Annotated in this window: 12 protein-coding genes; 9 read left to right on the top strand and 3 right to left on the bottom strand. The window is 60.8% G+C overall.

The genetic code is table 11. The features are described 5' to 3' along the window. Window positions 1-15: 15 nt before the first annotated feature. From aspT to GL286_RS16055, 3 genes are all read right to left on the bottom strand, one after another. Window positions 16-1,701, bottom strand: a complete 1,686-nt coding sequence (gene aspT / locus GL286_RS16065; RefSeq protein ID WP_155096597.1) for an aspartate-alanine antiporter — start codon at window positions 1,699-1,701, stop codon at window positions 16-18. Between the two features lie 772 nt (window positions 1,702-2,473). Next, window positions 2,474-3,580 (bottom strand): ParB/RepB/Spo0J family partition protein, encoded by a 1,107-nt coding sequence (locus GL286_RS16060; protein ID WP_155096596.1) that lies wholly within the window; start codon window positions 3,578-3,580, stop codon window positions 2,474-2,476. Then, window positions 3,573-4,982 (bottom strand): AAA family ATPase, encoded by a 1,410-nt coding sequence (locus GL286_RS16055; protein ID WP_155096595.1) that lies wholly within the window; start codon window positions 4,980-4,982, stop codon window positions 3,573-3,575. The genes GL286_RS16060 and GL286_RS16055 overlap by 8 nt, the downstream gene beginning before the upstream one ends. 530 nt (window positions 4,983-5,512) lie before the next feature. On the opposite strand from GL286_RS16055, the gene GL286_RS16050 reads away from it, so the two are divergent. The 9 genes from GL286_RS16050 to GL286_RS16010 all read left to right on the top strand — a co-directional run bounded on the left by GL286_RS16050 (window position 5,513) and on the right by GL286_RS16010 (window position 14,066). Further along, window positions 5,513-6,700 (top strand): replication initiation protein, encoded by a 1,188-nt coding sequence (locus GL286_RS16050; RefSeq protein ID WP_155096594.1) that lies wholly within the window; start codon window positions 5,513-5,515, stop codon window positions 6,698-6,700. A gap of 93 nt (window positions 6,701-6,793) precedes the next feature. Further along, entirely contained in the window at window positions 6,794-7,492 is a 699-nt protein-coding gene (locus GL286_RS16045) for a FadR/GntR family transcriptional regulator (protein WP_155096593.1), read from the top strand. A 187-nt stretch (window positions 7,493-7,679) separates the two neighbouring features. Beyond that, complete coding sequence (locus GL286_RS16040) at window positions 7,680-8,234, top strand: TRAP transporter small permease (RefSeq protein WP_155096592.1); 555 nt, start codon at window positions 7,680-7,682, stop codon at window positions 8,232-8,234. Next, complete coding sequence (locus GL286_RS16035; protein WP_155096591.1) at window positions 8,231-9,511, top strand: TRAP transporter large permease subunit; 1,281 nt, start codon at window positions 8,231-8,233, stop codon at window positions 9,509-9,511. The genes GL286_RS16040 and GL286_RS16035 overlap by 4 nt, the downstream gene beginning before the upstream one ends. Before the next feature lie 70 nt (window positions 9,512-9,581). Next, window positions 9,582-10,577, top strand: coding sequence for a DctP family TRAP transporter solute-binding subunit (locus GL286_RS16030; protein ID WP_155096590.1), 996 nt, complete (start codon window positions 9,582-9,584; stop codon window positions 10,575-10,577). A 55-nt stretch (window positions 10,578-10,632) separates the two neighbouring features. Continuing rightward, window positions 10,633-11,463, top strand: coding sequence for a carbon-nitrogen hydrolase family protein (locus tag GL286_RS16025; protein ID WP_155096589.1), 831 nt, complete (start codon window positions 10,633-10,635; stop codon window positions 11,461-11,463). Further along, complete coding sequence (locus GL286_RS16020) at window positions 11,460-12,251, top strand: HpcH/HpaI aldolase family protein (RefSeq protein WP_155096588.1); 792 nt, start codon at window positions 11,460-11,462, stop codon at window positions 12,249-12,251. The genes GL286_RS16025 and GL286_RS16020 overlap by 4 nt, the downstream gene beginning before the upstream one ends. Continuing rightward, complete coding sequence (locus GL286_RS16015) at window positions 12,248-12,916, top strand: RraA family protein (protein ID WP_155096587.1); 669 nt, start codon at window positions 12,248-12,250, stop codon at window positions 12,914-12,916. The genes GL286_RS16020 and GL286_RS16015 overlap by 4 nt, the downstream gene beginning before the upstream one ends. Before the next feature lie 136 nt (window positions 12,917-13,052). Continuing rightward, window positions 13,053-14,066, top strand: coding sequence for a BMP family protein (locus GL286_RS16010; protein WP_155096586.1), 1,014 nt, complete (start codon window positions 13,053-13,055; stop codon window positions 14,064-14,066). Window position 14,067 lies beyond the last annotated feature (1 nt).

Genomic DNA, 14,067 nt, shown 5'->3' with positions numbered 1-14,067 from the left:
ACGAACCGCCGCTTGCTAGGTGAAGGCAACGATCAATGGCCCAAGCAGGGTCAGGAACACGTTCGCCAAGGCATAGGTGATGGCAAACGGAGTGGTCGGAACCGAGTTACCGGCTTTCTCCAGCACCTCGCCAAAGGCCGGATTCGCGCTCCGCGTCCCCGAAAGCGCACCGGCAAAGATTGCGGTATTCTCGTAGCGCAGCACATAGCGGCCAAACAGCATGGTCAGGATCAGCGGAAGCATCGTGACCACCACGCCGATCAGGAAAAGCTGGATGCCGCTTTCGCGGATCGTCGTCACGGCCTGCAAGCCAGAATTCAGCCCGACGACCGCCACGAAACCGGCAAGGCCCAGATCGCGCAGCAAAGTCGATGCGGGTGTCGGCAGATTGCCCCGCGCATAGTTCTTGGTGCGCAACCAGCCAAAAATCAGGCCGGACAGCAAGGCGCCCCCGCCGCTGCCCAGAGTCAGCGGGACCGAGCCGATCCGCAGCACGATCAGACCGACCAGCAACCCGCAGGCAATACCCAGACCATGGAAAATCCAGTCGGTCTTGTCGCTTGGCACGATGGTCGTCCCGACCGCTTTGGCGACACGGTTGACGTCGTTGACTGTCCCGCGCACGGTTACCACGTCACCGGACATGACCATGGTCGTATCGGCCAGCTTGACCGGAACACCGGCCCGCGACAGCGCCAGCACATAGACGCCGTGACGCAGGTTAGGGCTGATCGTTTTCTGGATCTCGCTGACGGTCTTGTTGCGCAGTTCCGGCGCGGTGATCGCGACGTCGCGCGTCAGCAGTACCAACTCCATTTCCGGCGTCGGCAAGACCTCGGTGCCGAATTGCGGACCAAGCGCAACCACTTTATCGCGCCGGCCGACCACAAGGATCTCGTCGCCGGATTGCAGTTGTAGCGCCGGATCGACCTGAACCAGCTTGCCGTCGCGCATCACTTTTTCAACGGTCAAATTATGATCGCCAACGCCCTCCAGTTCGGCCACCGAGCGCATCCCGCCCTGCCCGACCTTGAACACACGTCCGACCAGCGAGGGCAAGGCAGCCTCCTCTCCGGGGCCATAGACCTTTGCTCCGGCCAGCATGGCGGCCTCGGCCTCAAGAGCGTCGTCGCGGATGGCCCGTCCGGTGAGCCATGGCAGGATATTGACGCAGACAAGGATCGCGCCGAACGAGCCGAAAATATAGGTCACGGCATAGCCGACCGCGACATTGCCCTGCAGGCGCTGCACCTCCTCGGCGGCTAGGCCCAGCTTTTCGATTGCCGAACCGGCAGTCCCGATGATGGCCGATTGCGTCAGGCCACCGGCAGCGACCCCCGCGGCAAGGCCCTTGTCCAAGCCGAACATCCGCGCCAGCACGACCACCGTCACCAGTCCCGAGATGGCCAGGAAGGCGGCAAGAACAATCTCGCGCAAGCTTTGTCGCCCCAGCGAGCGGAAGAACTGGGGGCCGCTCTCGAAGCCGACGGCGTAGATGAACAGCGCGAATAGCAGGGACTTGACCCCGTTATCGACCGTCACGCCGAATTGGCTGATGATGACCGCAACAAGCAGCGATCCGGCGACGCCGCCCAGCTGGAACTTGCCGAAACGGAAGTTCCCCAGCCAGTACCCTCCGGCCAGAGACAAGAACAGGGCAATTTCAGGCGATTGTGACAAGATATGCGATATCCAGGTCATAGCAACCTCCGGCTAGAAGCAGATGTCCGGCGCATAACGCCGCGCAGAGTCATTTACGTAACGGGCGCAGAGTATGAATTCGTGCACCGGATGAACGCGCCAATTTAGGAAAAGGTGCGCGATCCACTCTGCGGATCAATCATGTCAGGCCGAGCCGAATCCGGGATTACGCAGTATAATATTGGATTCTTTTGCAATTTGCAGGTGAGTCATCGTGAAAAGCAAGAACTGTTTGCGAAGGGCGTGAATATTTCCGCAATGTCCTCGCGGCTTGATGGCCCCAGACATATCGGATTATAGATGCCGCTTTGTATATCCGCGCCGTCTGCTCGTTGCAGAAGCCGACAAGGTGGCTTTTTTCGTCGCGACGAGGCATAGATCCGGCTCAAAGGTACCCGTTTCCGGTGCGCCGACAGTCTGCGTGTAACGTTATTCTTGTCTTCGCGGCAATTGTCTGACCCCAGCGGCCCGCTCCGTCGCAAGACAGGCCGGATTTTTATCCGCCCGACCTGACGCAGGCGACCAACAGCATATCCGCATTCATTTTCGATTTTGCGGATCTGTTGGATCAGTATAAGCCATCACTTTACGGCGTCCCATACGCTCGGATCAGCTTCGCGCCGCAGGTAACACTATCCGATTTGCCCCGCAACCACACAAGGTGGATCTAACGCGACATACCCGGACTCCCCTCATGCCTTCGGGCGCAGAATAGAAAATGGCCCGCCCAAACGGGCAGGCCAACATAGTGGCAGGTTTCGCGGCGAAACCTCTAACGATCCAGAAGCGATTTGATCTCGGCCATAAGGCTGTCCATCAGATCATCATCCAGCGCCCGACCCTCCAGTCTCAGCGTGTGGCCTTTCTCGTCCCTGCCCCGCCGGATCACGATGCCGCTTGTGGTTCGGATGGTCTTGTCGTCGATCCATCCGGCCACCAGCTTCGACCGTGGGCGCCCACCTTTCGATGACACCTGAGGCGTCGCCTCAACCGCCTCCAGCACGGGCTCGATCATCTCCCATTCGACCTCGGCATCATCCGGTTGCCGGACCGACAATGCCTGCCGCAGCCGGATCTCGCCGCCGCTTCGCAATGCCGCTGATAGCCGCAATCCGCGCCGCTCGGTCAACGCCTCGGGAAAGCGAAGCATGTCACCCAGCTCCTCAAAGATCAAAGCAAAGGACCGGACCTTCGACCGCTTCGCCTTAGAGCCTGTCGCGAACAGCTTGTTCACCGCATCTTCGGTATTCGCGAACGCCCCCTGTTGTGCGGCGATGACCGCGATGCGCCCCCGTTCGAAATGGCTCAACTCCTCGCGAACCTCGTTTTCCTCGACCATGGCGACAAACGCCTCGTCAGCCTCGGCGCGCGGACGGATCAGGGCGCGGATGCTGGCATGCTTCTCGGCTTGGGTCAGTTCGAAAAGCTCGCGCATTGCCTGCAAACGGCGATAGCCCGACAACAACCCGAAGCGCGGACCCTGCCCTGAAACCGGGTCCATCTGGAACACTTCGATCGGCAGTCGCTGGCCATGTGCCGCGATGGACAGCCGAAGCTCGATCATCTCCTCCTCGTTCATGACCATGCGGTCTCGGATCATCGCACCTTCGTCGATCTGCTCGATGGGCAGTTCGACGATCAGCAGACCGCGCTCTTCGGCTTCTCGCAGCTTACTGGCATCGGCTTCGGATCGCGCACGCGCTGCGCGGACCTCGGTACTTTCGACCGGAACCATCGAGGCCGATTCAGCCGCAACCTGCGAGATCGGCGCCATGCCACGGCCGATCGGCGGGCGTTCGGTGGTTTCGCTGCGAAACTCTTGTTCGATCCGGTTCAGATCCGCCGTGCTGGGAGTTTCAAGACGCCTGCGCTTAGCCATGGCTAAGCTCCTTCTTCACAGCACGTTGCTCGGCAGCTCCCTCCTGCATGTCCCGCCACCACGATCCCAGCACAAGTTCCTTAACCTCGGCCCAGGTCCGGTCGAATGTCTCGCGACCACGGACATAGGTCTCGCGGTTGAACTCGCGGTAATCGGCCTCGTAGATACCGTTGACCTGTTCGCCGGCCTGTCCAACCATCGCGGTCAGTTCCTGGCGATAGGTCGTCATGAAGTCGCCGAAGTAGGCCTGAATGACATTGGCCAGATCGGTCTGCTGGGCGGCATCAAAGCGGGTGACGATGGCGCGAACGGCATCCCATTCGAAGCGCATCTCGGGCAGACCGTCGCGCCGCCGCGCGGTGTTTTCGCCTTCCTCGATGCTGGCAAAGGTCGAGTAGAGCATATCGAAGAACCGCCCCGTGGAATCGAATTCGAGGAACGATGCCCCCAAGGGAACCAGCAGAATATCAGCAGCAGCGAGCGCGTTGATCGTCAGGTACCCAAGTGCAGGGGGGGTATCGAGGATGATCAGATCGTATTTGTCGACCAGACCATCATTGACCAATGCGTTGCTAAGCGCATCCCATAGCGGCCAACCACGCAGACCCATGCGCCAGACCGGAACCTGAAACTCGGCCCAGTAAAGGTTCAACTGCGCGCCAAGAAGGTCGATATTCGGCCAATGGGTCGATTGGATCAGATCCTGCGCGGAAAGCTTCAATGCCTCGGTCAAGGTTTCATCGAAGGGCAGGGGGGCATGACCGGCGGCTTGGCGGACCTCGTTTTCCTGCTGCAAGGCAAGGGCGTAATCCTTGGCAAGTAGCGGGAATGCGGTCGACCATTCATCTGCCACGATCCCGCCCATGATCGAGGTCATGCTGCCCTGACTGTCGAGATCGATCACCAGAACCTTATAACCATCAAGCGCGGCGGACATGGCAAGATGGGCGGCAGTCGAAGTCTTACCTACCCCACCCTTGAAGTTCGCAACGGCTATGGTCTTGGCGGGCAAGCCTTCGGGACGCCAGGGACGGTATTCGCGGCCTGCCGCGCCTTCAGTCGCGAAGTGGTCGCGCAGGCGCAGCACGTCTTCCAGCGAGAACCATTTAGAGTTACCTTCGCCAGTGCCTTGCGGCAGATCGGGATTCTTCAGCAGCACGCGGCGGAAATGGGCCGGAGCAACAGGGATCAGGTAACGGCAGACTTCCCATGTCGAGAACCGGCGCAAGCGTTTGCGGCCATCGGGGGCATAGCCGCGTTCCGCCAGATCCTGCCGACCACGGGCGGCAAAGGCCGCGGCCTTTGCGAATCGGGATGTGTCGATCGGTTCCGAGAGCCGCTGGGCCGAGCGGGCCGGATCGATGTTGAAATATGGGGGGATGGGATCTTTGCCTGCTGACATATCACTGCCTCCGCGATGTGCTGCTTCTTTGGTTATGTGATACGAACTATTGCACATCGCGGCGCGAATGGGGAAGTCCTTTGGAGGTTTCGCAGCGAAAACCCTCAAATCTAAGGAAAAACGACCACGGAAAGTTTGTAGTTCTTTAGAACTGTTTAGAATCTTTACGCTGGTGTTTATTTAATGAAATCCGATTGTTATTAGGCATCCGGTGCCCGTTTTCGGGATGAAGGGAACCGGAATACGGGATGGCGGGCACCCGGATGCAGGGGGCAGGGTGCCGATTCTCAGGGAGAAGGGGCCCCAGAGGCGGGAATAGGCCCCGAAGTGCTGTATTTGTCCAATATAGACCGGAAATCAGAATCCGAGATCCCGCAAATGGATACCTTTCCCTGCTGGTATCCAGGTGAAAGGGTGGTCAGGAACCCGTTTACAGGACGCGGAAAACTTGTGCTTGGGAACCTGCTCGGGCGTTGCTGGAAGGTACCCTTTCGTTCATAATCGGAAAAAAAGAAAATAGGGCAGGCGATATGGACGAGATTCCAAGGGACCAGCTTTCCGGCGCATTGCGTCGGGGCGCGGTCAAGAAGCATGTGGCGGCAATCCACGTCTCAGGCAAGCTGACGCTGTTGCAGCGCAAATTGTCGAACGTCCTGCTGCTGAATGCCTACGATACCCTGATCAGCCGGACGCGGCATCAGATCGATGCCCGCACGCTATGTCTGATGATCGGCTACAATTCAAACGACATGGACACGCTGAAACAGTCCTTGCGCGGTCTGGCCGAGACGGTGGCTGAATGGGACATGCTGGATGAAAAGGGCCAGCAGGAATGGGGCGTGTCGAGCCTTCTGAGTTACGCCAAGCTGAAAGGAGGGGTCTGCGAATATGCCTACTCGCCCGCTCTGGCGGAAAAACTGCATGACCCCAAGGTCTTTGCGCTGATCAATCTGAACATCCAGCGCCGCTTTACCTCGGGGCACGCGCTGGCACTGTACGAGAACTGCTACCGTTTCGTGCGGACCGGTTCGACGGGCTGGTGGCCGCTGGATCTGTTCCGGCGTCTGATGGGGGTCGAGGGCTCGGCCTATTACGAGACTTTCAAGCATCTGAATGCCAAGGTCATCAAACCGGCAGTAGCCGAGGTGAACAAGACCAGCAATATTTTGGTCACGCCGGAAACCCGCAAACAGGGCAGGGTGGTCACGGAAATCCGCTTCCGCATTAAAGAGAACCCGCAACTGGCGATCCTTGACGTCGAGGAAAGCGAAGTCGCGCGTCTTGGTCTGGTCTATTCGCGACTGCGCGAATTGGGCATCAGCGACCGGCTGGCACGGCAATGGCTGTCCTCGCATGGCGAAGAGCAGGTGCAGGAAAAACTGGACTATGTGGAATCGCGCAAGAATGTGAAAAGCATGGTCGGTTACCTGACGGCGGCGCTGGAAGGCAATTTCACCGTGGTTGCGGAACCGGAGCCGGAGGTCGCGCCCCCCTCGGCGCGGGCGGAGCGTCTGCGGCGCATTCTGGATGCGGTGAAGGCGCGGACCCCGACACAGCGCGATGCCGACAAGCGTCTTTTTGCCGGACAGTTGACCGACAGCCGGATGCGCGAGGATTTCGAAAAGCATGGCTGGATGTCGCCGCTGAACAGCGCCCGCATCGCGGCGTTCTGGGGCGAGATGTCTCCGGGTCTGCTGGAGGGGCTGGAGCTTCAGTAAGCGACGTGACCCGAGGTCACGGCCGGTCGGGGCGCTTTCCTCGCGACCCCGACTGATGTATGACATCATATGTATTTACGAGGAAATCCATTCATGAGAAACCGCCGGGACAGTTTGGCCTCAGTTGTCGCCAAGGATATCGCGGACCGGATCGCGGCAGGGGAATATGCGATCGGGGACAAGATCCCGATCGAGGCCCAATTGTGCGAGATCTATAATGTCAGCCGGACGGTGGTGCGCGAGGCGATTGCCCATTTGCGCTCGGAGGGGCTGCTGGCGTCACGGCAGGGGGTCGGCGTCTTTGTGACCGGCCAAGGCAGCACCACGCTGAAGATCAGCGCCGAGAAAACCGGCGAGTTGGCCGAGATTCTGGAGATTCTCGAATTGCGCCTGGGTGTCGAGGTCGAGGCCGCCGGTCTGGCCGCGCAGCGCCGCGATCAGCAGGCCTTGGACAAGATCATGCAAAACATCGAGAAATCCTCGGATGTCGAGCATTTCAACGAATATCCCCGCGAACTGGATTTCGCGTTCCACATGGCCATCGCCGAGGCCAGTGAGAACAGCTACATGCCTAAATTCATGTCCTTTATCGGACCGGTGATCATCCCGCAAAGCAAGCTGATCCACGCCTCGGTTCCCAAAATCACCCGCGATTATCTGGCCAAGATGCTGGACGAGCATCGCCGTATCGCCGACGCGATCGAACGGCGCGATGTCGTCGATGCCCGCGATGCGATGCGGTTCCATCTGGCGGGCAGTCTTGAGCGCTACAGAAAACTGAAGCCTTCTTGATTCATATGTTGACAGTCATCATACAACTGCATAGCAAAGACCCCAGACAGGGAGACGGCATAGCTAGAAGACCCTAGACGGGCAAAGGCTGGCCACGGATCGACGCTTGGTTTGATCGCGGATCATGACCGCCTCGTTGTCGAAGGATGAGGAGCCCTGAGTCTCCTCTCTTGCGAACAGGGAACCCATGACTGTCTTGACCAAGCTTTATCTGAAAGGCCTGCGCTGGATCGTGATCCTGTGCATGGCCGCAATCCTGATCCTGATCTTCTGCAATGTGGTGATGCGCTATGTGTTCAATAGCGGCATCTATCTGTCCGAGGGTGTCTCGGGCCTGCTTTACGTCTGGATGACTTTTGTCGGTGCCTTGCTGGTGCTTTACGAGCGTGGCCATATCGGCGTCGATATGCTGGTGCGCCGCCTGCCTCTGGCGGCGCGGCGCGCGGCATTCGGGTTGGCGCATGTCGTGATGCTGGGCGTCACCTGGCTGTTGCTGGTCGGAAGCTGGCAGCAGGCGGCGATCAACTTGCGTGTGATCTCGCCCGCGACGCATCTGCCGATCGGGCTGATCTATATCGCGGGCGTCCTTTTTGCGGTGATGAGCGGGCTGTTCCTGCTGTCGCAACTGGCGCTGCTGCTGACCGGACGTCTGAGCGATGCGGATCTGACCGTCTCGGCCGGAGAGGACGATGACGAAGCCTCGCGCCTGCTGGGCGACATGAATGCCGGGGTGGCGAAATGACCATTACGCTTTTCACCGGCACCTTGCTTCTGGTCATCGCGCTGGGTGCGCCGATTGCCTATGCCCTGATCGTCACCGGCGCGGCCCTGATGTGGCAGATGGGGCTGTTCGACGGCCAGATCATCGCCCAGAACCTGCTGAATGCCGTCGACAGTTTCCCGATGATTGCCATTCCGCTTTTCATTCTGGCGGGCGAAGTGATGAACACTGGCGGTCTGTCGCGCCGGATCATCGCCCTGGCGCAGACGCTGGTCGGCCATCGCCGTGGCGGTCTGGGCTATGTCGTGATCTTTGCCGGCGTCCTGCTGTCCAGCCTGTCGGGCTCGGCGCTGGCGGATGCGGCATCGCTTTCGGCACTGTTGTTGCCGATGATGGTGGCCGCGGGTCATAGCAAGGCGCGGGCAGGGGGGCTGATCGCCTCGGCCTCGATCATCGGGCCGATCATTCCGCCGAGCATCGGTTTCATCGTTTTCGGCGTCGCGACGAACCTGTCGATCAGCAAGCTGTTCCTTGCCGGGATCGCGCCGGGTCTGATGATCGCGCTGGCTCTGGCGATCACATGGTTCTTCGTCTCGCGGCACGAGGATGTCGAGCCGTCGCCCAAGGCCACAGCCGCCGAGCGCCTGCATGCCTTTGTCGACAGCCTGTGGGCGCTGATGCTGCCGGTCATCATCATCGTCGGGCTGCGTTTCGGGATCGTCACGCCGACCGAGGCCGCCGCCGTCGCCGCTGCCTATTCGCTGTTCGTCGCCATGGTGGTGTATCGCGAGTTGAGCGTCGAGCAGTTGCTGGACCTGACCTTCCGCGCCGGAAAGACCGCCGCAGGGGTGATGTTCCTTGTCGCCGCCGCTGCCATTCCGGCATGGATGATCACCATCGCGGATATTCCTGGTCAGGTCATCGCGCTGGTCGAGCCGCTGATGGACAACCCGAAACTGCTGGTCTTTGCGCTGATGCTGCTGATCATCGTGGTCGGAACCGCGATGGACCTGACGCCGACCATCCTGCTGCTGGGGCCGATCCTTGTGCCGGTCGTCGTCGCGGCGGGTGTCGATCCGATTTATTTCGGCGTGCTGTTCCTGATCAACTGTGCCATCGGGCTGATTACTCCGCCAGTCGGCACGGTGCTGAACGTGGTCTGCGCTGTCGGCAAGATCAATTACGAGGCGCTGCTCAAGGGCACATTGCCGTTCTTTCTGGCGCAGGTCGCGGTCCTGTTCCTGCTGGTCCTTTTCCCCGAACTGATCACGGTTCCGGCGACCTGGATTTCCCACTGATCGGTCAAGGGGGCGCAAGACCCCCGGCCAATCGCTTCCACTCCCCACTCAAACCAACATGGAAATGACGATGAAAACCTTGATCGGTCTTTTGACCGCTGCCCTTCTTGCAACCTCGGCTCAGGCTCAGGACTACAATTCGCGCATGATCAAATTCGCCGCGACCGGCCAAGAGGGCACGCCGCCGGTGCAGGGCATGCATATCTTTGCCGAAAAGCTGGCCGAGCGCAGCGGTGGCAAGCTGAACACCCGCGTCTTCGCCAATGGCGTTCTGGGCGGCGACGTGCAGGTCCTGTCCTCGCTACAGGGCGGCGTCATCGAGATGATGGTGTGGAACGCGGGCAATATGATCACCCAGGAGCCGGATTTCGGCATTCTGGACCTGCCCTTCATCTATCAGGATGTCGAGGTGATGGACAAATTGCTGGATGGCGAGGTCGGCAAGCAACTGACCGACCAACTGCCCGAACATGGCGTGATCGGTCTGGCCTTCTGGGAGCAGGGCTTCCGTCTGCTCACGAACAACAAGCACGAGGTCCACAAGCTTGAGGACATGGCGGGCCTGAAAATCCGCGTGCAGCAGAACCAGCTTTTGATCGACATGTGGTCGGCGCTGGGGGCGAACCCGCTGCCCATGGCCGTGACCGAACTTTACACCGCGCTGGAAACCGGCGCTGTCGATGGTCAGGAAACCACCGCGCCGTTCATCTACGGTTCGAAATATCACGAGGTGCAGAAATACGTCTCGGTGACGCGGCACAATTACAATCCGCAGATCGTGCTGATCGGCAAACCCTTCTGGGACAAGCTGAACGACGACGAGAAGGCGCTGATCATCGATGTGGCCCGCGAAACCGCGCTCGAGCAGCGCAAGATCTCGCGCGAGGCGCAGACCACGGCGCTGGATGCGATCCGCGACGCCGGAAACACCGTCACCGAAATCGAGCCCGCCGAGCTGGACCGCATGAAAGAGGCCGTGCGCCCTGTCATCGCGAAATACTCGGAAACCTTCGATCCCGCGCTGAGCAAGACCGTCTTCGATGCGGTCGGCTTCAAGCTGGACTGACCTTTTCGGGGGCGGTGAGCGCCGCCCCCTTCATTCCAACGACCGGAACATATCCATGAAGATCTCATTCGCCCAGTTCTCGCCGATCCATGGCGACACCGCCGCCACGATCGCGCTTGTCGCGGAAAAATCCCGCGAGGCGGCCGGGCTTGGCGCGCGGCTGATCGCCTTTCCCGAATGCTTCCTGACCGGCGGCTCGTTCGATGACCGCGCCAGCCTGTTGGCAGCGGCGGTCGATATCGAGCGCGGCGATCTGGAGCCCGTTATTGCCGCAGCCCGCGACGGCAATATCCATATCGTCGTCGGCTTCTATCACAAGCGTGGCGACGAGGCGCTGAACACCGCCGCCCTGATCGGGCCGCAGGGCATCATCGGGCTGCATCACAAGATGCACCTGCCCTTCATGATCGGCGACCGTTTCGTGGATATTCCCCAGATCGAAGGCCCGTCGGTATTCGACACCGAGATCGGCCGCATCGGTCTGGCGATCTGCTACGAGATCCGCTTCCCCGAGGTTGCGCGGACGCTGGCGCTGGAAGGTGCCGAACTGATCGTGCTGCCCGCTGCCTGGCCCGAGGCCGCCCGCATCCTGCCCGACCTGTTCAGCCGCGTGCGCGCTGCCGAGAACTTTGTCTATTTCCTGTCCGCCAACCGTAATGACGTCGATGACGGCATGGGCTTCATGGGGTCGAGCCATGTGATCGGCCCCGACGGGCGCGAGATCATCAATGCCGGAATGGATGACGGCATTTTCATGGTCGATGTTGATCTTGAGCAGGCCCGCGTCAAATCGATTATCCGCGATCCGGGCGTTTACGAGGTGCATCCTTTCGCGGATCGCCGCCCGCAGGATTACCGCATCTGCGCCTCGCAGGTTTGCGCATGAGCAATCTGCGCGACAAGCTGGGACGCCCGACATTCGGGATGAATGTCTATTCCGGTGCGCCGGCCGTGGTCGAGATCGCGGGCAAATGGGGTCTGGATTTCGTCTTCATCGATGCCGAGCATACCGCGCTTGGACTTGATCTGCCGATGGAGCGGATGATCCTTGCCGCGCGGCTGGCGGGGGTCTCGCCCTTGGTGCGGGTTCCCGACAGCGATCCGGTGGGCTTGCGCAAGGCGTTGGAACTGGGGGCCGAAGGGGTGATCATCCCGCAGGTCCATAATGCGGCGCAGATGCGGGCCATCGTTCAAGCGACCAAGTTTCCGCCGCTGGGGCGTCGCGGCGGCGACAGCTCGGTCCGGTCGGCGGGCTATGGTGGACCGGATTTCGACTGGGCGGCCTATGCCGAACAATCGAACCGCGAGACCCTGCTGGTTCCGATGGCCGAAAGTCCGGAGTTCTTCGCGGAGATCGACGCCATTCTGGACGTGCCGGGAATTGACGCGGTGCATTTCGGTCCTGCGGATTACGCGTTGTCTTGCGGGATTCCGGTCGATTATTCGATGCGCCATCCGCAGGTGCGGTCGGCGATGCGGCAACTGGTCGAGAAATGCCACGCCCGCAACATCCGCGTCATGCTGCCCTGTTTCCCTGCCGATCCCGCGCAGGTGGCCGAATTGCTGGCCGAGGGCGGTGACATGCTGCTGGTCGGCAACGACATGGCGTTCCTGCATCAGGGCTGCCGGAACGCGGCCATGTTGGCGGCGCAGGTGCGCGGAGGACAGGAATGATCCGCCATCCACGACCGGAACCGGTCGAACTGCCCGAGGCGATGCTGGACAAGATGCGCGGCATTCAACCGGCATCTCTGGGGCATTACCTGACGACCGGCATCGTCTCGCCGCAGGTGCGGCCGCTTGTCGCGGGCAAGTTGCTGGGGCGGGCGGTGACTGTGCGCCAGCCATTGCCCGACGCCCTGCCGGTGCATCTGGTGCTGGACGAATTGCGGGCGGGTGACGTTCTGGTCATCGACCGGGCAGGCGATCATCATGTCGCCTGCGTCGGAGAGATGGTCGCCCGCGCCGCCAAGGCTGCGGGCGCGGCGGGGATCGTTGTTGACGGCATCGTCACCGATATCGAGGAACTGCAGGAACTGGGCCTGCCGGTCTATGCGCGCGGATTGAATGTGGTCACAACCCGCGTTCTGGATGTTCCGGGGGCCGAGTTGTTCGGTCCGGTCATCATCGGCGACGTGATCGTGCGGACCGGAGATCTGCTGTTTGGCGATGCGAACGGGTTGCTCAGGCTTGATCCGTGCGATCCGGCGCTTGGCGGGTTGGTCGATCGGGCGGTTGCCGACGAAAACCGCGAGGTGGAATGGCGTCAACGCATCGCCGCCGGAGAGTCGCTGGCCGATCTGAATGGCTCACGGGCGCGGGTAGCGGACAGGCCCTAGACGGATCGGCGGTCTTCTGCCCAAACCTTGGGCAGAAGCGTCAGTCTGACCGCAGAGGCGCGATTTCTCTTAACGAATCGATGCGGGTTTCACCATCTTCTCGAAAGGCTGGACGGCAGATCCGACGGGAGAGATCATGGCTAACTCATTACTTCTGAACCGGCGTCACATTCTGGCGACGGGGGTTGCGGCAGGCGCGGTGACTTTGGGTCTGGGGCGCGCGCGTGCCCAGACCGCTCCGATCAAGGTCGCGGGGATCTATACCGTTCCGGTCGAGCAGCAATGGGTCAGCCGTATCCATAAAGCCGCCGAAGCTGCCAAGGCTGCGGGCGGGATCGAGTACACGTTCTCCGAGAATGTCTCGAACACCGATTATCCGCGCGTGATGCGCGAATATGCCGAAGGCGGCGCGCAACTGATCGTAGGCGAGGTCTTTGGCGTCGAGCAGGAGGCCCGCGAGGTCGCCGCAGAATATCCCGAGACCGCCTTCCTGATGGGGTCGAGCTTCATGCCCGACGACGCGCTGGCGAATTTCGGCGTGTTCGACAATTATATACAGGATGCATCCTATCTGACGGGTATCGTCGCGGGCGCGATGACCAAGACCGGCAATATCGGCATGGTCGGCGGCTTCCCGATCCCCGAGGTGAACCGCTTGATGCATGCCTTCATGGCCGGTGTGCGCGAGACGCGGCCCGACGCGAAATTCCAGATCAGCTTCATCGGCTCGTGGTTCGATCCACCGAAAGCCAAGGAGACCGCTTTGGCGATGATCGAGGGCGGCGCGGATGTGATGTATGCGGAACGCTTTGGCGTGTCGGACGCGGCCAAGGAAAAAGGCGTGCTGGCGATCGGCAATGTGATCGACACGCAGGCGGATTATCCTGAAACCGTGGTCGCCTCGGCCTTGTGGCATTTCGAGCCGACGCTGACTGCCGCACTGGACAAGGTGAAGGCGGGGGCCTTCAAGGCCGAGAATTACGGGCTTTATTCCTACATGGCCAAGGGCGGGGCCTCGCTTGCGCCGCTCGGGACGTTCGACGGCAAGATACCGGCGGCGGCGATGGAGATGATCGCGGCCAAGGAAGCCGCGATCAAGGATGGCAGCCTGGAGGTCGCGGTGGACGATTCCGAGCCCAAGGCCTCGTGAT

Source organism: Paracoccus aestuariivivens (genome assembly GCF_009711225.1).
GTDB lineage: Bacteria > Pseudomonadota > Alphaproteobacteria > Rhodobacterales > Rhodobacteraceae > Paracoccus > Paracoccus aestuariivivens.
This window is presented reverse-complemented; position numbering and strand designations above follow the sequence as displayed.